General features: G+C 73.5%; 20 protein-coding genes and 1 pseudogene. 7 read left to right on the top strand and 14 right to left on the bottom strand.

Annotated elements, in window-relative coordinates:
• Positions 1–269 precede the first annotated feature (269 nt).
• The 3 genes from IE294_RS11430 to IE294_RS11420 are packed head-to-tail and all read right to left on the bottom strand — an operon-like array spanning position 270 to position 3,520.
• Positions 270–1,136 (bottom strand): acyl-CoA dehydrogenase family protein, encoded by an 867-nt coding sequence (locus IE294_RS11430; protein WP_189884935.1) that lies wholly within the window; start codon positions 1,134–1,136, stop codon positions 270–272.
• Positions 1,137–1,190: 54 nt separating this feature from the next.
• Entirely contained in the window at positions 1,191–2,324 is a 1,134-nt protein-coding gene (locus IE294_RS11425) for an acyl-CoA dehydrogenase family protein (RefSeq protein WP_189884933.1), read from the bottom strand.
• Positions 2,324–3,520, bottom strand: coding sequence for an amidohydrolase family protein (locus IE294_RS11420; RefSeq protein WP_189884932.1), 1,197 nt, complete (start codon positions 3,518–3,520; stop codon positions 2,324–2,326). The genes IE294_RS11425 and IE294_RS11420 overlap by 1 nt, the downstream gene beginning before the upstream one ends.
• A 101-nt stretch (positions 3,521–3,621) precedes the next feature.
• Between IE294_RS11420 and IE294_RS11415 the strand changes: the two genes are divergently transcribed.
• Positions 3,622–5,118: a class I adenylate-forming enzyme family protein gene (locus IE294_RS11415; RefSeq protein ID WP_189884930.1), complete on the top strand. Its 1,497-nt coding sequence runs from the start codon at positions 3,622–3,624 to the stop codon at positions 5,116–5,118.
• A 44-nt stretch (positions 5,119–5,162) separates the two neighbouring features.
• On the opposite strand, the gene IE294_RS11410 is transcribed toward IE294_RS11415, so the two are convergent.
• Together IE294_RS11410 and IE294_RS11405 are read right to left on the bottom strand one after the other, a co-directional pair.
• Positions 5,163–5,675 carry an EF-hand domain-containing protein gene (locus IE294_RS11410; protein WP_189884928.1) on the bottom strand — a complete coding sequence of 171 codons (513 nt, stop codon included), beginning with the start codon at positions 5,673–5,675 and terminating at the stop codon, positions 5,163–5,165.
• Positions 5,676–5,854: 179 nt separating this feature from the next.
• Positions 5,855–6,229: an STAS domain-containing protein gene (locus tag IE294_RS11405; RefSeq protein WP_189814434.1), complete on the bottom strand. Its 375-nt coding sequence runs from the start codon at positions 6,227–6,229 to the stop codon at positions 5,855–5,857.
• Positions 6,230–6,569: 340 nt separating this feature from the next.
• On the opposite strand from IE294_RS11405, the pseudogene IE294_RS11400 reads away from it, so the two are divergent.
• Positions 6,570–7,127: pseudogene (locus IE294_RS11400) on the top strand (RNA polymerase sigma factor).
• Between the two features lie 137 nt (positions 7,128–7,264).
• Positions 7,265–8,518, top strand: a complete 1,254-nt coding sequence (locus tag IE294_RS11395) for a zf-HC2 domain-containing protein (protein WP_229917140.1) — start codon at positions 7,265–7,267, stop codon at positions 8,516–8,518.
• Between the two features lie 102 nt (positions 8,519–8,620).
• On the opposite strand, the gene purU is transcribed toward IE294_RS11395, so the two are convergent.
• Positions 8,621–9,505 (bottom strand): formyltetrahydrofolate deformylase, encoded by an 885-nt coding sequence (gene purU / locus IE294_RS11390; RefSeq protein ID WP_189814436.1) that lies wholly within the window; start codon positions 9,503–9,505, stop codon positions 8,621–8,623.
• Between the two features lie 93 nt (positions 9,506–9,598).
• Positions 9,599–10,096, bottom strand: coding sequence for an SCO4402 family protein (locus tag IE294_RS11385; protein ID WP_189884926.1), 498 nt, complete (start codon positions 10,094–10,096; stop codon positions 9,599–9,601).
• Between the two features lie 117 nt (positions 10,097–10,213).
• Between IE294_RS11385 and IE294_RS11380 the strand changes: the two genes are divergently transcribed.
• On the top strand, positions 10,214–11,539 hold the full coding sequence (locus tag IE294_RS11380) for an ABC transporter substrate-binding protein (RefSeq protein ID WP_189884924.1): 1,326 nt from the start codon (positions 10,214–10,216) through the stop codon (positions 11,537–11,539).
• Positions 11,540–11,549: 10 nt separating this feature from the next.
• Here the strand turns inward: IE294_RS11380 and IE294_RS11375 are convergent, their stop codons facing one another.
• Positions 11,550–13,241, bottom strand: coding sequence for a hypothetical protein (locus tag IE294_RS11375; protein ID WP_189884922.1), 1,692 nt, complete (start codon positions 13,239–13,241; stop codon positions 11,550–11,552).
• 200 nt (positions 13,242–13,441) lie between these two features.
• On the bottom strand, positions 13,442–14,827 hold the full coding sequence (locus IE294_RS11370) for an NsdA family TPR-like regulatory protein (RefSeq protein ID WP_189884921.1): 1,386 nt from the start codon (positions 14,825–14,827) through the stop codon (positions 13,442–13,444).
• A 282-nt stretch (positions 14,828–15,109) separates the two neighbouring features.
• On the opposite strand from IE294_RS11370, the gene IE294_RS11365 reads away from it, so the two are divergent.
• Positions 15,110–15,775 carry a bifunctional DNA primase/polymerase gene (locus IE294_RS11365; RefSeq protein WP_189884919.1) on the top strand — a complete coding sequence of 222 codons (666 nt, stop codon included), beginning with the start codon at positions 15,110–15,112 and terminating at the stop codon, positions 15,773–15,775.
• A 75-nt stretch (positions 15,776–15,850) separates the two neighbouring features.
• Here the strand turns inward: IE294_RS11365 and IE294_RS11360 are convergent, their stop codons facing one another.
• Both IE294_RS11360 and IE294_RS11355 read right to left on the bottom strand, forming a co-directional pair.
• A complete protein-coding gene (locus IE294_RS11360; RefSeq protein ID WP_189884917.1) occupies positions 15,851–16,735 on the bottom strand; it encodes an alpha/beta fold hydrolase in 885 nt (294 codons plus the stop codon).
• A 270-nt stretch (positions 16,736–17,005) separates the two neighbouring features.
• A complete protein-coding gene (locus tag IE294_RS11355) occupies positions 17,006–17,698 on the bottom strand; it encodes an iron-dependent transcriptional repressor DtxR (RefSeq protein ID WP_014673345.1) in 693 nt (230 codons plus the stop codon).
• A 292-nt stretch (positions 17,699–17,990) separates the two neighbouring features.
• Between IE294_RS11355 and IE294_RS11350 the strand changes: the two genes are divergently transcribed.
• Entirely contained in the window at positions 17,991–18,746 is a 756-nt protein-coding gene (locus tag IE294_RS11350; protein ID WP_189884915.1) for an SIS domain-containing protein, read from the top strand.
• 29 nt (positions 18,747–18,775) lie between these two features.
• Here IE294_RS11350 and IE294_RS11345 read toward each other — a convergent pair whose 3' ends face one another.
• Positions 18,776–20,188, bottom strand: coding sequence for a PAS domain-containing protein (locus IE294_RS11345; protein ID WP_189884914.1), 1,413 nt, complete (start codon positions 20,186–20,188; stop codon positions 18,776–18,778).
• Positions 20,189–20,683: 495 nt separating this feature from the next.
• Complete coding sequence (gene pdxH, locus IE294_RS11340) at positions 20,684–21,370, bottom strand: pyridoxamine 5'-phosphate oxidase (RefSeq protein ID WP_189884912.1); 687 nt, start codon at positions 21,368–21,370, stop codon at positions 20,684–20,686.
• A gap of 176 nt (positions 21,371–21,546) precedes the next feature.
• On the opposite strand from pdxH, the gene IE294_RS11335 reads away from it, so the two are divergent.
• Positions 21,547–22,647: a citrate synthase 2 gene (locus IE294_RS11335; protein ID WP_189884909.1), complete on the top strand. Its 1,101-nt coding sequence runs from the start codon at positions 21,547–21,549 to the stop codon at positions 22,645–22,647.
• 56 nt (positions 22,648–22,703) lie between these two features.
• Here the strand turns inward: IE294_RS11335 and IE294_RS11330 are convergent, their stop codons facing one another.
• Positions 22,704–23,729, bottom strand: a complete 1,026-nt coding sequence (locus IE294_RS11330; protein ID WP_189884907.1) for an isopenicillin N synthase family dioxygenase — start codon at positions 23,727–23,729, stop codon at positions 22,704–22,706.
• Positions 23,730–23,977: the final 248 nt, after the last annotated feature.

The raw sequence follows: 23,977 nt of genomic DNA, 5'->3' as shown, positions 1-23,977 counted from the left end.
CAGACGGGGACAACGGGCCTGACGGCCCCGCGAGCTGCGGCGCACACCGCGCGACCCGGCACCGCCCCAGGGGCACCGCCGGCCCGGCTCGTCCGCGCAGCCACTCGCATCTCACACAAGGTACCCGAGCGGACACCGACTCCGGGCCGTGACGAGTCCCGTGAAGGACACAACCCGGTATCAACGCTCCGTGACGCCGACAGGCCACCATCCGCACCATCGTGGGCCATGACTTCCGGGGTACGGCGGCCCGGGAAGCCACCGGCGGCTCACCGCGCCAGCGCGGCGGCGAGCAGTTCCTCGCCCTCGGCGCTCCCCCCGGCGCGCCGCGCCCGCACCCACGCCCGCTTCAGGTGCAGGTGCACGTCGGCCTCCCAGGTGAACCCCATGCCGCCGTGCACCTGGAGGCAGTCGCGGGCCCCCCGCACGGCGGCCTCGTCGGCGAGCAGCCGGGCGGCGGCGACGTCGGCGGGGTCGGCCGTGACGGCGGCGGCGTAGACGGCGGCGCGTGCGGTCTCGGCCCGCACCAGCAGGTCCGCGCACAGGTGCTGGACCGCCTGGAAGGCGCCGACGGGCCGCCCGAACTGCTCTCGGGTCCGGGCGTGTTGCACGGCCAGCTCGCACACCCGTCCGGCGGTGCCGAGCTGCTCGGCGGCCGTCAGCAGCACGGCGACGGGATCCGGGGGGCCGGGTGCGGGCACCCGGTGCAGCGGGGTGAGCGGGTCCACCGACCGCAGCGGTACGGCACCGGAGGCGTCCCCGTGGACGACGTCCGCCGCCTCCAGCCACTCCACCAGCCCGCCGTCGACGGCCGCCACGACCGTCTCCCCGCCCGCCGCGCCGGGCACACCGCCGGCCGCGAGATGCGTGGCCACCAGCGGGCCGGGCAGCAGGGCCCGCCCGGCCTCCTCGAAGGCCAGCACGGCCTCGGGCAGCCCCAGTCCGACCCCGCCGTCCGCCTCGGGCAGCCGCAGGGCGAAGAACCCGGCCTCCCCGAGGGTCCGCCACAGCGCCCGGTCGAGCCGGCCCGGCGCGGCGACGGCCGCGCGCAGCGCCTCCCGCCCGAAGCGGCGTTCCAGCAGGTCCCGCACACCCGCCCGCAGGGCCCGCTGGTCATCGGTGAGCCGGAAACGCACCGGACCTCCCCTCCGCGCGGTCCGCGCGATCCCGTGTGGGCCGAGGACGCAACGTCATCTCCCCCTGGGCAGGCCGAGGATCCGCTCGGCCACGATGCCGCGCTGGATCTGCGAGGTGCCGGCGGCGATCGTGTACGACAGCGAGGACAGCCGGTCGAGCACCCAGGGGCGGTCCAGATCCAGGCAGTCGGGGCCGAGGACCTCGGCTGCGGCGTCGTACAGCTCCTGCCGGGCGTGCGAGTAGCGGAGCTTGAAGACCGAGCCGCCGACGCCGGGCACCCCGCCGTTCGCCTCCGCCTCGCTCACGTTCCACTGGGTCAGCCGCCACAGCGCGCGGAACTCCGCGTCCAGCCGGCCGAGCCGGCGCCGCAGCACGGGATCGTCCCAGCGGCCGTTCTCCCGTGCGGCGGACGCGAGTTCGCCCAGCACCCGGCGGCAGGCGACGACCTCGCCGACGAAGGCCGTACCGCGTTCGAAGGACAGGGTCACCATGGTCACGCGCCAGCCGTCGTTCTCCTCCCCGACCCGGTTGGCGACCGGCACCCGCACCTCGTCCAGGAACACCTCGGCGAACTCCGCCGACCCGGCGAGCGTGCGCAGCGGCCGTACGGTGACGCCCTCGGCGTCCATCGGCAGGGCCAGCCAGGTGATGCCCCGGTGCCGGGGCGCGTCCGGGTCGGTGCGCACCAGCAGCTCGCACCAGTCGGCGACTTCCGCGTGCGAGGTCCAGATCTTGGACCCGGTCACCACGTAGTGGTCGCCGTCCCTGTGCGCGCGGGTGCGCAGCGACGCGAGGTCGGAGCCGGCGTCCGGCTCGCTGAACCCCTGGCACCACACCTGCTCGCCGCGCAGGATCGGCGGCAGCCAGCGGGCCCGCTGGTCGGCGGTGCCCTCGGCGGCGATCGTCGGTCCGGCGTGCAGCAGTCCGACGAAGTTGGCGCCCACGTAGGGCGCGCCCGCCCTCTCGGTCTCCTCCAGGAAGATCATCCGGACGGTCGGGGAGGCGTCCCAGTGCACGTCGGCGTACCCGGCGTCGTACAGCATCCGCTGCCAGCGCAGGTCGTAGGCGCGGCGGCCGGGCCAGTCGTCCGGGGACGGCCTGGCCGGCAGGGTGGGCAGCACCGCGGCGAGCCACGTCCGCAGCCGGGTCCGGAACTCCTCCTCCTCGGGTGTGCGGGAGAGGTCCATCACCGGTCGAGGTCCAGGCCGAGCATGCGGATGGCGTTGCCCCGCATCAGCTTGTGGACGGTCTCGTCGTCCAGGCCCTTCACATGGTCGAGGGCGACCTGCTTGGTGTGCGGGAAGGTCGAGTCGACGTGCGGGTAGTCGGTCTCGAAGGTGGCGTTGTCGCGGCCGACGACGTCCAGCGAGGCGACGCCGTGCCTGTCGCGGAAGAAGCAGCAGAAGATCTGCCGGTAGTAGTACGTCGACGGCGGCTCGGGGACCAGGTCCCTGACCCCGCCCCAGGCACGGTGCTCCTCCCACACGTCGTCGGCGCGTTCCAGGGCGTACGGGATCCAGCCCATCTGGCCCTCCGAGTAGGCGAGTTTCAGCCGGGGGAAGCGCACCAGGACCCCGCTGAAGAGGTAGTCCATCATCGAGGCCATGGCGTTGTTGAAGCTCAGGGACGCCTGGACGGCGGGGGGCGCGTCGGGGGAGGCCGCGGGCATCTGGGAGCTGCTGCCGATGTGCATGTTGACGACCGTCTCCGTCTCCTGGCAGACGGCGAAGAACGGGTCCCAGTAGCCGGAGTGGATGGAGGGCAGCCCGAGGTGGGTGGGGATCTCCGAGAAGGTGACGGCCCGCACGCCGCGTGCCGCGTTGCGCCGGATCTCGGCGACGGCCAGCCCGACGTCCCACAGCGGGATCAGGCACAGCGGGATCAGCCGGCCGCCGCTGTCCCCGCACCACTCCTCCACCATCCAGTCGTTGTAGGCGCGCACGCAGGCGAGGGCGACCTCCTTGTCGTGGGCCTCGGCGAAGGTCTGCCCGCAGAAGCGCGGGAAGGTCGGGAAGCAGAGGCTGGCCTCGACGTGGTTGAGGTCCATGTCGGCGAGCCGGGCCCCGGGGTCCCAGCAGCCGCGCCGCATCTGCTCCCGGGTGATCCCCTCCAGGGTCATCTCGTCCCGGTCGAAGCCGACGGCGGCGATGTTGCGCTTGTACGGGAACTTCAGGTCCTCGTAGATCCACCAGTCCGTCGGCTGTCCCGCCGGGTCCATGGTGATCTGGTACTTCCCGCCGACATAGGCGAGTTCCCCGATCCCGGCGGTCAGCGGCTGGGGCCCCCGGTCCCGGTACCTGGCGGGCAGCCAGGTCTCGAAGAGGTGGGCGGGCTCGATGACGTGGTCGTCGACGCTGATGATGCGGGGCAGTTCGGTCGCCATGGGTCCCCTCCGCCGGACGGTGCTCGACTGGGCCCTGCTGATCTGATGGCCCGTCAGATAGCATGACATCTGACGAGTCGTCAGCCAAGCAGGGGGCAGCCGTGAACGAGACTCCGCAGGCCCTGGGTTCGGCCCGCACGCTGTGGGAGCTGGTCACCCGCCGCGCCGACCTCACCCCCGGCCGGCCGGTCCTGCTCCAGGGGGACCGGGTGCTCACCTTCGGCGACCTGCGCACCCGGGCCGAGCGCGTCGCGGCCGGCCTGTACGGCATGGGCGTGCGCCCCGGCACGGTGGTCGCCTGGCAGCTGCCCACCCGCATCGAGACCGTCCTGCTGTCCTTCGCGCTGGCCCGCCTGGGCGCCGTACAGTCCCCGGTCATCCCCCTCTACCGCGACCGTGAGGTCGGCTTCGCGCTGCGCGGGTCGAAGGCGGAGTTCTTCGCCGTACCGGGAGTGTGGCGGGGCCACGACCATACGGAGACGGCCCGGCGGCTGGGCGCCAGGGGGATCTTCGAGGCGTACGACGACCTCCCCGACGGCGACCCGTCCGTCCTGCCCCCGCCGCCCGCCGAGGGCACCTCGGTCCGCTGGATCTACTGGACCTCGGGCACCACCTCCGACCCCAAGGGCGTGCTGCACACCGACCGCTCCCTGATCGCGGGCGGCTCCTGCCTGGCACACGCCCTGCGCCTGTCGGCGGACGACGTCGGCTCGATGGCCTTCCCCTACGCCCACATCGGCGGCCCCGACTACACGGTGATGCTCCTGCTCTACGGCTTCCCGGCCCTCATGTGCGAGCACTTCGCGCTGCCGGAGGCGCTGGCGGAGTACCGGCGGCACGGGGTCACCGTGGCCGGCGGCTCCACGGCCTTCTACTCCCTGTTCCTGGCCGAGCAGCGCAGACGGCCGGGCGAGAAGGTGATCCCCACCCTGCGGCTGCTCGCGGGCGGCGGCGCCCCGAAGCCGCCCGGGCTGTACCACGCCGTGGTCCGCGAGATGGGCGTCCAGCTCACCCACGGCTACGGCATGACCGAGGTCCCGATGATCACCATGGGCGACCCGGAGGACACAGCCGAGAACCTGGCCACGACCGAGGGGCGGCCCGCGCGGGGCATGGAGGTCCGGATCACCGACGGCGAGATACGGCTGCGCGGCGAGGCCGTCTGCCGGGGCTACCTGGATCCCGCGCAGACGGCCGCCGCCTTCGACGCCGACGGCTTCCTGCGCACCGGCGACCTCGGGCACCTGACGCCGTCGGGCCACCTCGTCCTCACCGGCCGGCTCAAGGACGTGATCATCCGCAAGGGCGAGAACATCTCCGCCAAGGAGATCGAGGACCTGCTGGCCGCGCATCCGGCGGTGGGCGACGCGGCCGTGATCGGCCTGCCGGACGCCGAGCGCGGCGAACTGGTCTGCGCGGTGGTCGAACCGCGGCCGGGCACAGCCGGGTTGACCCTGCCGGATGTCGTGTCCTTCCTCCGCGCGGAAGGACTGTCCGTGCACAAGCTCCCGGAGCGCCTGGAGGTGGTGGACGCCCTTCCGCGCAACGGGACACTGCGGAAGGTGCTGAAGTACGAGCTGCGGGAGCGGTTCGGGTGAGGGCGGTCCGGTCGGCCGCGGCCGGACCGTGCCGTGGGTCCCCGCTATTCGGGGACCGTGAAGTAGCGCGCGAACGCCGGTACGATCTCCGCCTCGCCGACCCTGCCGTCGCCGTCGGCGTCGAGGGCGGCGGCGGCCTGGCGGGCGGTCTCCTCCGGGACGTGGAACACGCGCAGCACGCGCGCGGTGTCGGCGGTGCCGATCCGGCCGTCGGCGTCCGCGTCGGCCACCGCCAGGGCCGCGTGCAGGAAGGGCCGGGCGATCTCGGCGAAGCGGCCGGGGTTGTCGCGCAGCCGCTTGACCGCGCCGGTGACGAACTCCGCACGGGTGATGCGCTGGTCGCCGTCCCGGTCGGCGATGCCGGCCATGCCCTGCCAGAACGCCTCCGCGCCGGCGTACAGCGCCTGCCCCTTGTCGGAGCGGGCGGGTACGGCGAACTCGGCGAGCAGCGCCTTGGCCGCCGCGTTGAAGTCCTCCCGGTCGATGTAGCCGTTGCCGTCCTGGTCGAAGGTGGCGAACCGGGCGGCGATCCTGCGCTCGTACTCGGTGCTGACCATGTCTGTTCGGGCCGCCTTACCTGGGGGTCGTACGGGTGGTCCTGCCCGTGGGTGGGGGTGACCTGGCAGGGAGCGTACGACGCGGACGGCCGGCGGACGGCGGGAAACCGGCGGTTGTGCCAAGACCGGGGGAATTCCGCGACAACAGCGTGGCCGTGTCGCGATGCCGTGACGGCCGCTCAGGCGGAGAGCGGCCCGGCCTCGTCCGTGGTCGCGGAGTCCACGTCGGGGTGGACGTCGAAGAGGCGGCGCACGCCGAGCGCGCCGAGCACGCGGTTGACGTGCGAGCCGTCCTCGGCTCCCCGGTCCGGCAGGATCAGCCGCAGCCGGCCCTGGCAGGAGCGGATCAGCCGGCGGGCGGCGATGAGGACGCCGACCCCGCTGGAGTCGCAGAAGAACACGTCGGAGAGGTCCACGACGAGGCTGTGGTGCCCCTCGGCGACGCTGTCGTGCACCCGTTGGCGCAGCACCGGCGAGGTCATCAGGTCCAGTTCCCCGGACACCCGGAGGACGGCCCACTCGCCCTGTTCGACGCCGGTCACGCTGAATGCCACGGCCCTGCCCTCCGCTCGCCGGATCTCCCGGAACCGCCCGGAAACGGAAGCAGTTCCTACGTTTCCTGTCGCGCGGCTGCCCAGCGGCCGTTCCCTGAAACGTGACGCGACAAACGGCAGTCGATCGACTAGGGGCTTGTTTCGGTCACTATCGATCCTGTTCGATCAGAGGTGCACGCGTCTTGCGTGAAGGATGTGTGAAGGGGGCACTATCACCTGCGGCCCTTCCAGGGGCGCACATTGACACAAAGGGGCGTGCGCCGTCAGGCGTGCCGACTACATTCGAGAGGGCAGGACCGACAGGCTGGACGGGCCGGACAGGGGGAGGGGAGGGGACCGCATGGCCAGGAAGGACGTACCGCCCCGCTGGGACCGCAAGATGCAGCAACGGCTCGCGCGCGGTGAGGCGGCAGCCCTCGGCGAGCTGTACGACCGCTTCGCCTCCCTCGTGCACAGCCTCGCCCACCGCGTCCTCTCCGACGAGTAGGACGCCGACGCCGTCACCCGCGAGGTCTTCGCCCACGTCTGGGAACACCCCGAGACCTACGACCCCCAGCAGGGCCCCCTGCGCACCTGGATCGCCGCCGTCACCCACCGGGTCGCCGTACAGCGGCTGCGCGACCGGGAGGAACCGGAGCAGCCGCGGCGCGAGGAACTGGAGAGCGAGGTCCGCCGCGCCTCGGTCGCCGCCCGCGCCGACTACATCGTGCACTCCATGCCGGCCCCGCTGCGCGCCGCCCTCGACCTGGCCTACTTCCAGCGCCGCGACTACCGCCAGACCGCGGCCGACCTCGGCGTCACCGAGGACGAGGCCCGCCGCCGGCTCCGCCTCGGCCTCCAACTCCTCTCCACCGCCCACGACACCGGCACACCGCCGGGATACCGGGGTGCGGTGTGAAGGGGACGGGCGGCTCCGGGGCACACGACGAGTACGGCGAGTACGGCGAACACGCCGGCTACGGGGAAGCGGGCCACGGCGGTGCCGCACGCGGCGAACGGCCCCGGGGCGACGCCGACGGGCGCGGCTCGGGGGACGTGCCGCCCGGTGCCGGCGGGTCCGGGCCCGCCCCGGCGCCGCGGATACCCATGCCCCGCGCGTCCGTGGAGGACAGCGGGCCCCCGCTGCCCGACCTCGCCGATCCGGGGGACCTCGCACCCGTGCCGCTCGACCTGTCGCACGACGTCCTGAAGTCGCTGCTCGGCGCCTGGGCGCTGGCCGCCTGCTCGGCGGCGGAGACGGCGGCCGTCGAGGAGCACCTGGGCGGCTGCGGATCCTGCGCCGACGAGGCCCGCCGGCTGCGCGAGGCGGTCGGCCTGCTGCACCAGCCGGAGAGCCTGGACCTGAACCCGGCGCTGCGCACCCGCGTCCTGGCCGCCTGCCTGAACCGCCGGCCGCCGCGCATCCCGGTGCCCGGGTGGGCGACGCCGTACGACGCCGAGACCGCGCGGCTGGACGCGCTGCTCCAGGACTTCGGGGACGCGGAGTGGCACGCGCCGGTGCGGCTGCGCTGGTTCGAGGCCGACGCGCCGACGAGCCGTCGTTCGACCGTCGCCGGGGTGATCGCGCACCTGCTGTCGGTGGACGGGCTGATCGCGACGGCGCTCGGTCTGGAGGACCCGCTGGCCGAGGTCGCCGACGCCGACAAGGGCGCCGTGGGTCCGGCGGGCCGCACGGAGGCGTACTGGCGGGCCTCGCACTTCCCGCCGACGCGCTCGGTGCGGGGGCCGTGGCGGGAGCAGAGCCACAGCCTGGTGCGGACCGTGTCCTTCACCGGCGGCCACGCGGGCGGGCTCACGGTGCCGTACGGCGACTTCGCGCTGCCGCTGCACGACGCGATGCTGGACCGCGCCTTCGAGTGCTGGGTGCACGCCGAGGACATCGCCGAGGCGGTGGACTATCCGTACGCGCCGCCGGCGCCGCGGCACCTCAACCGGATGATCGACCTCGCGGCCCGTCTGCTGCCGACGGCGCTCGCCGCGCGCCGCCGGGCGGGACTGTCCGCGCCGGGCCGCCGGACCCCGCACCTGGTCCCGGCGGGCGCGCCCGGCCGCAGCCTGCGCCTGGAGATCGAGGGACCGGCCGGCGGCGAGTGGCTGATCCCCCTCGACTCACCGGCGGCGGTGGGCTCCGCCGACTTCGAGGTGGCCCACGTGGCCCTGGACGGCGTGGAGTTCTGCAAGCTGGCGGCAGGGCATGTGCCTCCGGCGGAAGCCGCGGCCGGTCAGGTGGGCGACCGGGAGGCGATCAAGGACGTGCTGTTCGCGGTCGCGTCGCTGAGCCGGATGTAGGGGCCGGATCGGACGCGTCGGCGGCTGCGGCTGGCCGGGGGTTGCGGGTGGCCGGGGGTTGCTCGCGCGGTTCCCCGCGCCCCCGGGGGGGCGCCCGACCGGCTAGGCGAACACCACCGTCCGGCGCCCGTTGAGCAGGATCCTCCGCTCCGCGTGCCACTTCACGGCCCGCGCCAGCGCCTGGCACTCCACGTCCCGGCCGATGGCCACCAGCTGGTCCGGCGTCACGTCGTGCCCGACCCGCTCGACCTCCTGCTCGATGATCGGGCCCTCGTCCAGGTCCGCGGTGACGTAGTGCGCCGTCGCACCGATCAGCTTCACACCCCGCGCATGCGCCTGGTGGTACGGCTTCGCGCCCTTGAAGCTCGGCAGGAAGGAGTGGTGGATGTTGATGATCCGGCCGCTGAGCTGCTTGCACAGGTCGTCGGAGAGGACCTGCATGTAGCGGGCGAGGACGACCAGCTCGACCTTCTCCTCGCGGACGATCTCCAGCAGCCTCGACTCGGCCTCCGACTTGGTGTCCTTCGTCACCGGGATGTGGTGGAAGGGGATGTTGTAGGAGCCCACCAGCTCCTCAAAGTCGGTGTGATTGGACACCACGCCCACGATCTCCACCGGCAGCGCGCCGATCCGGGCCCGGAACAGCAGGTCGTTCAGGCAGTGCCCGAACTTGCTGACCATCAGCAGGATGCGCATCTTCTCGTCGGCCCGGTGGATCTGCCAGTCCATGTGGAAGGAGTCACCGATCGCGGCGAAGCTCGCCCGCAGCTTGTCCACCGTCACCGGCGCCTCGGCCGAGAAGTGGACGCGCATGAAGAACAGTCCCGTGTCGTGGTCGCCGAACTGCTGACTGTCCTCGATGTTGCAGCCGGTCATGAACAGGTAGCTGGACACGGCGTGCACAATGCCCTTTTTGTCCGGGCAGGAGAGCGTGAGGACGTACTGGTCGGCCGGTGCGGCGGCGGAAGAGGCGGACTGATCGGTCATGCACCACAGGGTCCCACACCGGCCGCCCGCCATGGGGCGGCCGTCCGCCACGCGGACCCCGCCAGGACCCGTCAGGGCCCCGTCGGGACCTCGTCAGGACCTCGTCATGATCCGCAGCACGTCCAGGCTCTTCGGCGGTGTGTCCGGGTCCTCCCCGTCGCTCGCCGACATCCGCACGTGCGCGTCCCGGGCCGCCCGCACCGCGTCCGGCCAGCCGGAGTGCTCCAGGTAGGCGGCGACGGGCGCGTCCGGGCCGACCTGGTGCATGATCCGCAGCACCCGCAGCACGGCGGTGTCGACGAGCGCCGCCTCCTGCGAGTCCCGGAATATGGTGCCGACGTACTTCTCGGCCGACCAGCTGTCCAGCCAGGTGTCCTCCACCAGCCGGTACACGGCGTCCGTGACGTCACCGTAGCCGTCCACGCCGGCCAGCCAGACGTCCCGCTGGAACACCGGGTCGGAGAGCATGTGCAGCGCCGAGCGCACATTGCTGCGCCAGCGCCACCACGGCATGTCGTTCAAGGGCATGCCGCCCATGGTGGAGGAGCGACGGCCGCGACGGGAAGAGTTCTCCGAACCTTGCACGGTCATCGATCGTACGTTCCCCACCCCAGAAGCCTCACATGCCCCCGTAATTCACCTCCGCGTCACCCTTCGTTGACCAAGGGTCACTCCCGGGTTAGCGCTGTGAGGGAATCGTGTGTGTGCATGACCGGCAGGCGACGCACGCGCAGTAGCCCTCTTCCCGCCCTTCCCCGCCCCGTCAGAGCCACCGCCCTCGCGGCGGGAGCGGTGGCCCTCTGTGCGTCGCTCACCGCCGCATGCGGGGTCATCCCCGGTGCCACGGGGGGCTCCGGGGATGACCCGGTCAAGGTGATGACCTGGGCCCCGCAGGACACCGACGCGACCAACAAGCCCGGCATGCCCGCGATGGCCCGCGCCTACGCCAAGTGGATCAACTCCCATGGTGGCATCGACGGCCGCAGGCTGGAGGTGCTGACCTGCAACGACCACAACGACAGCGTGGGCGCCGCGAAGTGCGCCCGGCGCGCCGCGACCGAGGACGTGGTCGCGGTCGTCGGCTCCTACAGCCAGTTCGGCGACTCCTACCTCGCCCCGCTGGAGGGCGCAGGCATCCCCTACATCGGCGGCTACGGCGTCACCAACGACGAGTTCACCGGCGCCATGTCCTACCCGGTCAACGGCGGCCAGCCCGCCCTCCTGGCCGGCCTCGGCAAGGCCCTCGCGCAGAGCTGCGGCAACGTCGTCCTGGTCCGCCCGGACAGCATCGCCGGCGACCAGCTGCCCGCGATGCTCGACGCCGGTCTCAAGGCGGGCGGCCACGCGGACGCCGGCGACCAGCTCGCCGCGGACGACGCCACCGAGTACGGCGGGCAGGCCGAGCAGGCGCTGCGCCACGCGACCGGGGGCGGCACGCGGAAGGGCTGTGTGGTGCCCGCGCTCGGGGACCGCACGGACACCTTCATGGACTCCTTCCGGCGGGCCCGCGACGACTTCCCGGCCGTGCGCACGGCGACCGTGCTCGGCAGCGTCGACCAGACCGTCATCAACACGACGGGCGGGGCGTCGGGGCCGTACGAGGGGGCGTACATCACCGGCTGGTACCCGGTCGCCTCCGACCACCGCTGGGACCCGATGAAGAAGGTGATCAACGAGGAGGCCTTCGGCGACAACCGCATCGACCCCGCGGACGCCGGCGTGCAGACCACGTGGATCGCCTACACCGTGCTCAAGGCCGTCCTGGAGAAGATCGGCGAGGGCGAGGTGAGCGCCGACACCGTGCGGCGCACCCTCAACGACGGCCTGCGGGTCTCCACCGGCGGCCTCACCCCGACCCTGCACTGGCCCTACGAGGGCAAGCTGGCCGTGGTCGGCTTCCCGCGGCTGGTCAACGCCGACGTCACCCTCCAGGTGGTCCGGGACGGCAAGCTGGTCGCGGCCCGCCAGGGCATCGGCGGCGCCCACGGGATCGCCGACATGACCTCGACCCTGGAGAACGCCGACGTGCCGTGACGGCCGGCGGTCACAGCTGGGTCGGCTGGCGCTGGGTGAGGCCGTACTGCTTGGCGATCACGTTCCACAGCGCCGCCGCCTTCGTCTTCTGCGCGCTGGCGGTGCCGCTCTCCCGGTCGCCGGCCTGCCTCTCGCCGGTGGTGCGGGCGTGTCCCTTGCGGCAGACCTTGTGCCCCTTCGCCTGGTCCGCCCAGGCCGCGTAGTGGTTGTCGGCCGCGGCGGACGCCTGCCAGGCCTTGGTCAGCGCGGCCCTCAGATCGGCGTTGCCGGGCAGCTTGTCCACGGACAGCTTGCCGAGCCGCGTGACCAGTTGGCCGCGCTGCCGGGCCGCGTCGCGCAGGCTGGAGGCGGCCTGGTCGAGGTTGTCGCACTGCTTGACGTCCCCCACCGCCTGGATCACCGAGGCCCGGCTGCTGCCGCTGTCCGCGAGCAGCTTGTCCAGCTCGACGGCCTGCTGCCGGGCGGGGTCGACGGCGGGCGAGGCGGAGTCCTGGGTGGCCGGGGAGGCGGCGGCGACCGTCTTGTCGTCCCCGCCCTGGTCCTTGTCGCCGCCGCCGCTGAGCAGCGCGCCGGCGCCGACGCCGAGCACGACGATGCCGACGCCGATCGCGGCGATCAGCGGCACCCGCGACCGGCCCCGGCGCCGCCCGCCGTCGTCGTCCGGACCCGCGTCGTACGACGGCTGCGCCGGGCGGTACGACGACTGCGCCGGGCCGGGATAAGCGCCCGGCTGCTGCACCTGCGGCAACTGCTGGGTGGACCCGGCCGGACTGTCGCCGCCCCCGGGGGCGCCGCGGAAGAGGTTGTCGAACTCGGCGGGCGGCTGCCGGTCCGCCCCCTGGGCCTGGGCCTGGGCGGCGTACGGCGGGATGTACTGCGTGGCCTCCGCGTCCGAGGGCGCGGGCGCCGCCTGCCGGGGCGCCTGGCCGAGGTACCGCGTCTCCTCGCCGGCCGACTCCGGCGGCAGCGCGCCGGGCGCGACCGGCGGCATGTACTGGGTGGCCGCCTCGTGAACACCGTTCCCGGCGGGAACCGGCGGTATGTACTGGGTGGCGCCGTCGGCCGACGCGGCCGGCACGGGCGGTATGTACTGGGTGGCGCCCTCGTCGCCGGGCGCGGCGGGGCCGGCGGGGACCGGCGGCAGGTACTGGGTCGCGCCGTCCGCGTTCGGGGGCAGCGGGGCGCCCGCGGCCGGGTACGCGGGCGGCTGCGGCGCGGCGGCGGGCTGCGCCGGGTACGGCTGCTGCTGCGCGTGCTGCTGGTACGGGTCGGGCGCGCCGTAAGCGGGCTGCTGGGCCGCGCCGTAGGCACCGGGGCCGGCCTGGCCGCCGCCGTACTGCGCCTCCTGGCCGCCGTAGGACGCCGTCGGGCCGCCGTAGCCGGGGGCCTGGCCGCCGTACGACGGGGACGGGGCGCCCTCGGGGGGCAGCGGACCGGGGTTCGCGGCGGACGGGGGCCGCTGGTCGGGGCCGCCGGGGGCGTCCCACTGCGGCGCCGCCGCCGGGGGCCAGCCCTGGTCCGACTGGGGCGCCTGCTGCTCGGGGCCCCAGGAACCGCCCCAGGACTGTCCGCCGGCCGGGTGGACGGGGGCGGGCGTCCCGGTCATGCCCGGCAGCAGGGGCTCTCCTCCGTCGGAGGGCAGCACGATGCCTTCGCGCGCGGTCCGCGCCGAGGGCTCCTCGCCCTGTCCACTCTGCGTCACCGGGACTCCTACTAATGGGGGACCTTGTGAATCGTCGGCTCACGCTACCGGCTCCCCCGAGCCCCGTGCCACGCAGTGCGGTTCGCGACCTCCTCCCTGTGACAGCGGTAACACCACCGCTCCGCGATGCGCCGTGCACGGCACCCGGCGCACACCCGGGTGCCGTTTCCCGTTCGTTCACGCGCCGGCGGGGCTGGTGTTCACGCGGCCTGCTGGAGATCGAGCCGCGCCCCGAACTCCCGTACCACCGCCTCCTCCCGGAAGGGCTCCAGCCGCTGCTGGAGGTCGTCCAGGTACTCGGCGCCCCGGTTGGAGCGGAGCGTCTCCAGCAGGTCCACCGCCTTCATGCCCGTGGTGCAGGCCTGCTCGATCTCGCGCTGCTGCACCTGGGCCGTGGCGAGCAGCACATAGCCGATGGCGCGCCGGCGGGCCCGGGACTCCGGGTGCCCGGCCAGCGACTGCTCGGCGTACCGCGCGGCCTGGTCGGCCTGCCCGAGGTCACGGTGGCAGTGGGCCAACTCGTCGGCCAGGTAGGCCCCGTCGAAGTGGGCGATCCACACCGGGTCGTCCCCGGCGGAGTCGTCCGCCCGTTCCATCGCGGTGACCGCCTGCCCGCAGGCCGCCTGCGCCGCGCGCGCGTCTCCGAGCAGGGCGTGCCCGCGCGCCTCGGCGGCGTGGAACATCGCCTCCACGCGCGGGGTCACCTGCCCGCGCGCCCCCTCCTGCGCCGCCCGCGCCAACTGGGCGATCTCGCGCGGGTTCCCGAGCTGCGCGGCGAGGTGGCTCATGGACGCGGCGAGCACGTAGCCGCCGTATCCACGGTCCCCGGCGGCCTGCGCGAGCCGCAGCGACTGGATGTAGTACCGCTGGGCGAGGCCCGGTTGCCCGGTGTCGACGGCCATGTACCCCGCCAGCTCCGTCAACCGGGCGACGGCGGCGAAGAGTTCCCGGCCGACCGCCTCCCGGTAGGAGCCCGCGAGCAGCCCGGAGACGACGCTGTTGAGGTAGTGCACGACGACCGGGCGCACATGCCCGCTGCCGTACTGGTGGTCGAGGTCCACCAGCGCCCGGGTCATGGACCGTACGGCCGCCACGTCGGACTGGCCCACCCGCGGGCCCGCCTGCCGGGCCACCTGCGGGTCCGGCGCCGAGATCAGCCAGTCGCGGCTCGGCTCGACCAGCGCGGAGGCGGCGACGGAGGAGCCGGACAGGAAGTCCCGGCGCCCCACGTCGCTGCGCCACAGCTCGCAGACCTGCTCGATGGCCCCCAGTACCGTCGGCGAGAACTGGAGACCGACCCCCGAGGCGAGGTTCTTGCCGTTGGCCATGCCGATCTCGTCGATCGTGACCGTACGGCCGAGCTTGCGCCCGAGCGCCTCGGCGATGATCGCCGGGGCCCGGCCCCGCGGCTGCTGGCCGCGCAGCCAGCGGGCCACGGACGTCTTGTCGTAGCGCAGGTCGAGGCCGTGCTCGGCGCCGCACATGTTGACCCGCCGGGCCAGTCCGGCGTTCGAGCACCCCGCTTCCTGGATGAGTGCCTGCAACCGTTCGTTCGGCTGCCTCGCCACGAGAGGCCTTGCGGCCATGTGCTACCCCCTGCGGTGCGATCCCCTGGAGCATGTTGCGATCTTCCGGAGCACAAAGTTCCGGCCGGAAGATCACTGCCCAGCTGACATACCGTCAATGCGCGACATGTGCGGTTTGCCGGGGTAAGACGCTTGCCCCCATCCCTGGCTACCCATCTCACGCCCCGCCCCCTCCCGCGCGCCCCCGGCCATGCACCCATGCGCCCCGACTGCCGAATCGATGCTCCTCCCCCGCGCGCGTTACGGCCGTAACTCCAGGTGGGCGCGGGAGTTGAGTGGAACGTGGAAGAGACGATCGCGGGCGCCCAAGACACTCAGACGGCCGGTCACATCCCGCAGCAGCGCGGGGAATCGCTGCTGGAGACCGCCGTACGCTACGCCGAGGAACGGCACTGGGACGTGTTCCCGGGCACCTGGCTGGAAGCCGTCGACGGCAGGCAGCGCTGCTCGTGCGGCGACGCCTCCTGCCCTGCGCCGGGTGCGCACCCCGCGCGCCCCGACTGGGCGACCCAGGCGACCGGCGGTGCGACCGGCGTGCGCCGGATGTGGCAGAAGCAGCCGGCGGCGGCGATCCTGCTGCCGACGGGCCGGACGTTCGACGCGCTGTCCGTCCCGGAGAGCGCGGGGTTCCTGGCGCTCGCCCGTATGGAGCGGATGGAGCTGACGCTCGGGCCGGTCACGCTGACCCCGGACCGGCGCATGCAGTTCTTCGTCCTGCCCGGCGCGACCGCGAAGGTGCCGGAGCTGGTACGGAACCTCGGCTGGTCACCGGCGTCACTGGACCTCATGACGCTGGGCGAGGGCGCGTACGTGGCGGCGCCGCCCACGCGGTTCGGGTCCCGGGGGGCCGTGCAGTGGGCCCGCCGGCCGACGCCGGCGAACCGGTGGCTGCCGGACGCGGAGGAGTTGATCTCGCCGCTGGCCTATGCCTGCGGGAGGGATCGTTAGCCGGTGCGCCCACTCGTCCGCCGGGTCGTTCCCGCAGCCGCCGGCGGAGGAACGACCCGGCGGACTCCTAGGCGCTCAGTCCCCGGGCAAGCCGTCGAGGAACGGTGACACGGCGGCCCGCCAAGCCACCGGCAGGTCGTAGTGGGCCAGGTGCCCCGCGTCCGGGACCTCCGCGTACTCCCCGCGCGGCAGCACCCGCACCATCTCCTGGGCCTCCGCCCGCCCCAGCTCCCCGTCCACGCCGCGCACCACCAGCGTCGGGCACCGGACCTGCGCCAGCTCCTCCCAGTGGGCGTCGTAGATCCATGTCTCGCGGGAGCTGAGCATCTGTTCGGGGTCGAAGACGGGCCGCCAGCCGTCCTCGCACTCGTGCATCACCTCGGCGTAGAAGGACCCGCGCGCGGGGTTCGGGCGCTCCACCCAGGGGTCGTCCTCGCCGAACCACTTGCGGACGTCGGCCAGGCTGGCGAAGGGGACGGGCCAGGACCGGAACCAGTCGGCCCACTCGCGCTGGGAGGCCGCGCCGAGGGCGGAGGCCCGCATGTCGCAGACGATCAGGCCGCGCACCAGGTCGGGGCGCTTGGCGGCGAGCTGCCAGGCGGTCAGCGCGCCCATGGCGTGGCCGATGAGGAGGACGGGGGCGAGGCCGAGCTGTTCCACGGCGGCCTCCGCGTCCTCGACGTAGGCCTCGCGGGTGTACGCGGCGCGCGGGGGCTTCTCGCTCCGGCCGTGGCCGCGCTGGTCGAGCGCCACGGCGCGGTGGCGGCCGGCGAGCCAGCGGGCGGTGGGCGCCCAGTGGGAGGCGCGGCCCATCAGACCGTGAAGTAAGAGCACGCCGGGAGCGCCGGGCTGTGCGCCCCCCTCGGCGTCCGGATCCGCCTCCGGTTTCGGAGGGTCGGCGAACTCCCAGGCGGCCAGGCGCACCCCGCCCGCTCCCGTCACCTCGATACGCCGTGCCATCTGACCTGGCCCCCCAGCTCCGCGTCCTCGTCGCCCAGCCGCTTCAGGCTATCGAATGCCTATTCGAAAATTGGGTATCCGCCGACAACACCCCTCATTTGAGTGACACCCCTCAGGGAATGATCGCCTCAGCCGAGGGGATGTCTTCTGGCGGGAGGCGGACCGCTCGGGGAAAAGCCGGTCCGAGGGGATGACCCTGAGAGCTCGGGGCTCCGGGTCAGCACAGGGGAGGACAGGCCCCGGCGCGCAAGCGCCGGGGCCCTCTCCGTCTCAGCGCTTGGCGACGAACACGTGGGAGGCGGTGTCCGCCTCCAGCTCGGCCGCCTCGCCGCCGCTGCCCACCAGCACGCCCCCGGGCGACTCCGTCACGCTCACCACCGAACCGGGCTGCACACCCGCGCGCCGCAGCGTGTACATCAGCTGCGCGTCCGTCTGGATCGGCTCGCCGATACGGCGGACGACGACCGTCTTGCCGTCCGAGCCCGGGTCCAGGTCGGCCAGCGACACCATGCTCTCGTCCAGGAACGGGTCCGCGCCGTCCTTCTCGCCCAGCTCCTCCAGGCCCGGGATGGGGTTGCCGTACGGCGACTCGGTGGGGTGCCGCAGCAGCTCCAGCACGCGGCGCTCCACGGCCTCGCTCATCACGTGCTCCCAGCGGCACGCCTCCGCGTGCACCTGCTCCCACTCCAGCCCGATCACGTCGACGAGCAGACACTCGGCCAGGCGGTGCTTGCGCATCACGCGCGTCGCCAGCCGGCGGCCCTCGTCCGTCAGTTCCAGGTGGCGGTCACTGGCCACGGAGACCAGGCCGTCGCGCTCCATCCGCGCCACCGTCTGGCTCACCGTCGGCCCACTCTGGTCCAGCCGCTCCGCGATGCGGGCGCGCATGGGGACGACGCCTTCCTCTTCGAGTTCGAGGATGGTGCGGAGATACATCTCCGTGGTGTCGATCAGTCCGGACATACGTGCCCCTCGATTACCTCTGCCGGCGGCCGGCCGCGTGCGCTGGCCCTGCACCAATTCTGCCGGATCCCACTGACAAGCGGGCGGCACCGGGAAAACGGGGGCCGACTCGGGCGTGCGGTGCGGTCCCGGGGCGGGGGCGGTTCCGGGGGCGGGAGCGGGGGCGGGTGTGCGGGTGGCTGGTCGCGCGGTTCCGCTCGCCCCTCCGGGCGGGTCCGCCCGGCCGTATTGACACCGCACTGGTCCAGACCGCACGGTGATCCGCGACACAGACGCTGCGAAGGGGCACCGCATGAGCGACGGCACGCCTGCCGACCTGTTCTTCGACGCCGCCATCGGCCTGCTGCAACGGGTCCGCGACGAGGAGGCCGGGGCGATCACCGCGGCCGGCACCCTGCTCGCCGACACCGTCGCGGCCGGCGGCCGGCTGTTCGCCTTCGGCGCCGGGCACTCCTCCCTGGCCGCCCAGGACGTCGTCTACCGCGCGGGCGGCCTGGCCCTGATGAACCTGCTCGCCGTCCCCGGGGTCGTCGGCGTCGACGTCACCCCGGCGACCCTCGGCTCCGCCCTCGAACGCGTGGACGGTCTCGCCAGCGCCGTCCTGGAGACGTCGCCGCTGCGCGCCGGTGACGCCCTCGTGATCATCTCCCTGTCCGGCCGCAACGCGCTGCCCGTGGAGATGGCCCTCACCGCCCGTTCCCTCGGCGTGAAGGTCATCGGCGTCACCTCGGTGGCGTACGCCTCGGAGACGACGTCCCGGCACTCCTCCGGCACCTTCCTCAAGGACCACTGCGACGTCGTCCTCGACTCGAAGATCGCCGTCGGGGACGCGGAACTCACCCTCGACACCATCCCGGCGCCCTTCGCCCCCGCGTCCACGGTCGTCACCAGCGCCCTGATGCAGGCCGTCATGGCGACCACCGCCGCCACCCTCGCCGACCGCGGCGTCGAACCCCCGCTGCTGCGCTCCGGCAACGTCGACGGCGGCCACGAGTGGAACGGCCGGGTGATGACGGAGTACGGCGACCGGATCTTCTACCGGCACTGACCACGCGCCCCGGGAACGTCCCGCACCCGTCAGGGTGCCCGCGTCTCCGGGCGGTCGCGCAGCGTCTCCGCCAGGTCGAGGGCCGTTGCGATCCGTACGGCCACGTCCTCCGCGTACGCCGTGTCGGACCGTTCGAAGCGGCTGCGGCCGGAACCGCGCAGGAACGTCACGACGCCCAGCGTCCGGCCCCGGCTGCGCAGCACCACGCACAGCGCGTGCACCGCGTCGCCGGGCCACTGGCGCTCCAGCGCCCATTCCCGGGCCCGCTGGGCGGAGACCGATCCGGCGTCCGCGCGCACGGTGCCGCCCCGCTCCACGCACCGGAGCGCCGGGTGGCCCTCCGGGTAGCGCAGGGGAAGCCCGGCCGCGCCCGTGAGCAGGCTCGGGCCCGGCGCCCCGGCGGGCGTGGCCGCGAGCCGTACCAGCCGGACGGGACCCGGGCCGTCCGGGCCCTGCGCGCGCGGGCGGTCCGCCACCCGGTCGACGAGGGCGTGGTCGGCGAAGCCGGCGAGGGCGAAGTCCAGGTGGACGGTGGCCGCCTCCGCCGGGTCCTCGCACTCGGCCGCGGCCCGTGCCGCCCGGTGCAGCTGGTTGGTCCGGAACCGCAGCAGGGCCGCCTCCTGCTCGCTCTGCTTGGCCTCGGTGACGTCCTCGAACAGCCACCCCACCCCGAGCGGCACCGGCTCCTCGGCGAGCGGTGAGGCCAGCCGCAGGAACCCGCTGCGCCAGCAGCGCCGCTTCTCGCCCTCGGGGGCACGGACGGTCACCCACATATCGGCGGGGGCCGGCGGCGCGCCCTCGGCCAGGACGTGGGTCAGCGCGCCCTCCAGTTCCTCCACGCCCTGCGCGAGCAGTTCGCCCAGCGGACGTCCCAGTACGGACGTGCGCCCCACCCCCAGCGCCCGCGCCGCGTGCGCGTTCACCACGGCGGGCCGCAGGTCGGCGTCGACCAGGACGACTCCCCAGGACGCGTCCTCGAACAGCGCCTCGCTCAGCGCGATCGACCGCTCCAGGTCGATCTGCGCGTGCACCTCGCTGAACGCGCAGTACACCCCCGCGGGCTTCCCGTCGGGTCCGCGTACGGCGGCCGACTGCGTCCGCACGAGCACCCGCCCGCCGCCCTTGGTGACCAGCGCGAACTCGTGCACCTGCCGGCCCGGCGCCCGCATCGCCGACATCAGCCGGGCCTGCACCTCCTCGGCGTCGGCGCTGCGCACCGCCCAGCCGGCGAACCCGTGCCGTCCGACGGCCTCGGCGGCCGTCCAGCCGAGGATCCGCTCGGCCTCCCGGTTCCAGTGGGTCACGACCCCGTCGGCGTCGAAGGCGCACAGCGCCGCGTCCATGCCGTCGAGCAGCGCGGCGAGCAGGTCGGAGCCGCCGGACTCACCGGGCTCGTCCGGCCCCAGTTCATCAGTGGCCCCACTCCGCCGCGAAGCACTCACCTGGACCCCCTGGAGACCGCGTCCGCGCACGCACGGCGCTCGGTTCGCTCACTGCCCTTCATTCAACTGGAACGTGACACACCCCACACCCTGTTCCCGCAAGTTCGCGGGGATCGATGCCCCCGTCAACGCCCCGGGCCGCCCGAGGGGCCCGGTCTCGTCGACCGCCGTCCACAGGTGGTCGGAGCGGGCGGAGAACCGGCAGGTGAAAAAACGGGTTGAGTCCGTCGCGGGGGCTTCCTAGGGTGTCGGTTACACGAGAAGGGAGGTGGTTCGGCAGATGTATGAGAACCGGACGCGTGAGGTGGCTGCGGGCTAGCGGCCCGTCACCACACCATGTGCGGTGCCGGACCAGCACGCGAACGGTGCGTGCAGCCGGCCCAATCCCAAGCAGTCACCCGACCCGCGGGCTGCCGGTACGTCCGGCCGGCTCCTCCTTGAGGAACCCAGCCCGCGGGTCGTCTGCGTTCTCGCCCGCCCCCTCCGGGCCCCCGGTCAGGGGCTGAGGCGTTCGACCTTCCAGGTGCCGTCCGGCTGGGCGACGTAGCGCAGGCGGTCGTGGAGGCGGTTCTCGCGGCCCTGCCAGAACTCGATCGTCTCCGGGGTGACGCGGAAGCCGCCCCAGTGCGGGGGGACCGGGACCTGTTCGTCCTCCGGGTAGCGGGCTTCGAGCGCGGCGTAGGCCGTGTCCAGCTCCGTGCGGGAGGCGATCACCGTGGACTGGGCGCTGGCCCAGGCGCCCAGCCGGGAGCCGTGCGGGCGGGTGCGGAAGTAGGCGGCGGTCTCGTCGCGGCCGGTGCGCCGGGCGGTGCCGGTGACGATGACCTGGCGGGCCAGCGGGTGCCAGGGGAAGAGCAGCGAGACGTGCGGGTTCTCCGCCAGGTCACGGCCCTTGCGGGAGTCGTAGTTGGTGAAGAAGACGAAGCCCTCGGTGTCGTACTGCTTCATCAGCACCGTGCGTGAGCTGGGGCGGCCCTCGGCGTCCGCCGTGGAGACGACCATGGCGTTGGGCTCGTAGAGCGTGCCGTGCAGGGCCGCGCGGGCGGCGTCCTCGAACCACCGGGTGAACTGGTCCATCGGATGGGTGGCGAGGTCCTGTTCGGCGAGGCCGTCGGCCCGGTACTGCTTGCGCATGGCGGCGGGATCGAGGACGGGATCCAGGAGCGGCTCACGGTCGGTCACGCGGTCATCTTGCCGTATCGAACGGGTATGGCACTCAGTGTCGTGTGGTATCCCCAACTGTGGCACGGGGGGTTATCGTGCTGCTCCCTTTGCGGTTGGGTTGACCACGGGTGACCACCGGCAGATCGGGGCATCACCGGGGTGACCGCCGCCCACACATCACGAGGAGCCGCCTGATGTCCGATTTCGTACCCGGGCTCGAAGGGGTCATCGCGTTCGAGACGGAGATCGCCGAACCGGACAAGGAGGGCGGCGCCCTGCGCTACCGGGGCGTCGACATCGAGGACCTGGTCGGCCACGTCTCCTTCGGGAACGTGTGGGGACTGCTGGTCGACGGCGCCTTCAACCCCGGCCTGCCGCCCGCCGAGCCGTTCCCGATCCCCGTCCACTCCGGTGACATCCGCGTGGACGTCCAGTCGGCGCTCGCCATGCTCGCCCCCGTGTGGGGGCTGCGGCCCCTGCTCGACATCGACGAGGGGCAGGCCCGGGAGGACCTGGCGCGGGCCGCCGTCATGGCCCTGTCGTACGTCGCCCAGTCCGCGCGCGGCCAGGGGCTGCCGATGGTGCCGCAGCGCGAGATCGACAAGGCGAACTCGGTGGTGGAACGGTTCATGATCCGGTGGCGGGGCGAGCCGGACCCCAAGCACGTGGCGGCCGTGGACGCCTACTGGACCTCCGCCGCCGAGCACGGCATGAACGCGTCCACCTTCACCGCCCGGGTCATCGCCTCCACCGGCGCGGACGTCGCCGCCGCGCTGTCCGGCGCGGTGGGTGCGATGTCCGGGCCGCTGCACGGCGGCGCGCCCTCGCGCGTGCTCGGGATGATCGAGGAGATCGAGCGCACGGGGGACGCGGAGGCGTACGTCAAGCGGGCGCTCGACCGGGGCGAGCGGCTGATGGGGTTCGGGCACCGGGTGTACCGGGCCGAGGACCCCCGGGCCCGGGTGCTGCGGCGCACGGCCCGTGAGCTGGGGGCGCCGCGGTTCGAGGTCGCCGAGGCGCTGGAGAAGGCCGCGCTGGAGGAGCTGCACAACCGGCGGCCGGACCGGGTGCTCGCCACCAACGTGGAGTTCTGGGCCGCGATCATGCTGGACTTCGCCGAGGTGCCGGCGCACATGTTCACGTCGATGTTCACGTGCGCCCGTACGGCCGGGTGGTCGGCGCACATCCTGGAGCAGAAGCGGACGGGGCGGCTGGTGCGGCCTTCCGCCCGGTACGTGGGGCCGGGTCCGCGCAGCCCGCGGGACATCGAGGGGTTCGCGGACATCGCCCACTGAGAGGGGTGCCCGGGGCGCGGGTGCGTCGTGACGGCCCGTGCCCCGGGGCCGGCTGCTCACGCCGGCGTCAGCAGGCTCCCGTGGTGCCGCTGCGCCACCAGCGGGTGGGCCCTCAGCTTGCCCTTCAGTTCGTTGTAGCCGTACTCGGCGTACAGGGGGTTCGTCGGGTCCGTCGTGATGCCGGGGGCCTTGGCCGCGTGCGGGAACGGGAGCGGCTCGATCCTCGCGTCCAGGCGGGGGTTGTAGAAGAACGGGACCGAGAAGCGCTCGGTGGCCCCGAGCGGGCTGACGACCCGGTGGTTGGTGGCCAGGAGGTAGCCGTCGGTGGCGACCTCCAGGAGTTCGCCGAGGTTGACGACGAACGCGCCCTCGATGGGCGGGACGTCGTGGAAGCGGCCGTCCTCGCGCTGGACCTGGAGGCCGCCGACCGTGTCCTGGAGGAGCAGGGTCAGGAAGCCGTAGTCCTTGTGGGCGCCGACGCCCTGGCCGGTGCCGTCGTCCGCGCTGCCGGGGTAGCGGACGAGCTTGAGGTGCGGGTGGGCATGGTCGCCGAAGACCGGGTCGTAGAAGCCGGCCGGGGCGCCGATGGCGGTCAGCAGTTCCCGCAGGAGCCGGTGGGCGACCCCGCTCAGCCTGTCGATCCAGGCCAGGGCGGCCGTGCGGAGTCCGGGCAGCGCGGCCGGCCACTGGTTGGGGCCCTGGAGCCACCAGTACGGCGGCTCGCCGGGGCCGGGGACACGAGCGGGGCGTTCGGCGCCGATGTCGAGCTGGTCGCGCCAGTCGCGGGCGCCGCCGGTGCGCTCGTCGCCGGTGCGGGTGTAGCCCCGGAAGTGCGGGGAGCCGACGTTGTCCAGGGCGAGCCGGTCGGCCTCGGGGAGGGCGAAGAAGGCCCGCATGGCGGTGAGCAGCGCGTCGGTCTCGGCCCGGGTCACGCCGTGGCCGACGAGCTGGAAGAAACCGACGTCGTGGGCGGCGCTGTGCAACCGGGCGTGGAGCAGGGCGCGGGACCGCGGGTCGCCGTCGGCGGCCGACAGGTCGATGATCGGGAGCTGGTCGTACGACGTCACTGTGTGCGTGGTCATGATGCGTCCGCGGGGTGTACGGGGCAGGGGTGACCGCCGAGGGGTGGTGGCGGCCCCCGGGTGCCGGAAAAAGGGAGGAAGAGAGAGAAGGGGGCTGGTCAGGCGGAGAGGTGCCGACAGCCCATGCTCGTGACGCGCACGTAGTCCACGTGGCGGCGGCGAACGAGCATCGGAAGCATGGGCCAAGGGTAACGCGCCCCCGCGGTGGCCCCCCGGCACGATCCCGGACCCGGTACGCAGGACCGGTG

Origin of the sequence: Streptomyces canarius (genome assembly GCF_014650735.1) — a bacterium.
Classification (GTDB): Bacteria; Actinomycetota; Actinomycetes; order Streptomycetales; family Streptomycetaceae; genus Streptomyces; species Streptomyces olivaceoviridis.
The sequence above is the reverse complement of the archived record's forward strand: the minus strand, read 5'-3'. Positions and strand labels throughout refer to the sequence as shown.

What these genes read in the sequence shown, in the direction of transcription:
- IE294_RS11330 (WP_189884907.1), bottom strand. Translation starts at nt 23,729, where the DNA reads ATGACCACGCACACAGTGACGTCGTACGACCAGCTCCCGATCATCGAC.
- IE294_RS11380 (WP_189884924.1), top strand. Translation starts at nt 10,214, where the DNA reads ATGACCGGCAGGCGACGCACGCGCAGTAGCCCTCTTCCCGCCCTTCCC.
- IE294_RS11385 (WP_189884926.1), bottom strand. Translation starts at nt 10,096, where the DNA reads ATGACCGTGCAAGGTTCGGAGAACTCTTCCCGTCGCGGCCGTCGCTCC.
- IE294_RS11355 (WP_014673345.1), bottom strand. Translation starts at nt 17,698, where the DNA reads ATGTCCGGACTGATCGACACCACGGAGATGTATCTCCGCACCATCCTC.
- IE294_RS11410 (WP_189884928.1), bottom strand. Translation starts at nt 5,675, where the DNA reads ATGGTCAGCACCGAGTACGAGCGCAGGATCGCCGCCCGGTTCGCCACC.
- IE294_RS11350 (WP_189884915.1), top strand. Translation starts at nt 17,991, where the DNA reads ATGAGCGACGGCACGCCTGCCGACCTGTTCTTCGACGCCGCCATCGGC.
- purU (WP_189814436.1), bottom strand. Translation starts at nt 9,505, where the DNA reads ATGACCGATCAGTCCGCCTCTTCCGCCGCCGCACCGGCCGACCAGTAC.
- IE294_RS11335 (WP_189884909.1), top strand. Translation starts at nt 21,547, where the DNA reads ATGTCCGATTTCGTACCCGGGCTCGAAGGGGTCATCGCGTTCGAGACG.
- IE294_RS11370 (WP_189884921.1), bottom strand. Translation starts at nt 14,827, where the DNA reads ATGGCCGCAAGGCCTCTCGTGGCGAGGCAGCCGAACGAACGGTTGCAG.
- IE294_RS11360 (WP_189884917.1), bottom strand. Translation starts at nt 16,735, where the DNA reads ATGGCACGGCGTATCGAGGTGACGGGAGCGGGCGGGGTGCGCCTGGCC.
- IE294_RS11425 (WP_189884933.1), bottom strand. Translation starts at nt 2,324, where the DNA reads ATGGACCTCTCCCGCACACCCGAGGAGGAGGAGTTCCGGACCCGGCTG.
- IE294_RS11420 (WP_189884932.1), bottom strand. Translation starts at nt 3,520, where the DNA reads ATGGCGACCGAACTGCCCCGCATCATCAGCGTCGACGACCACGTCATC.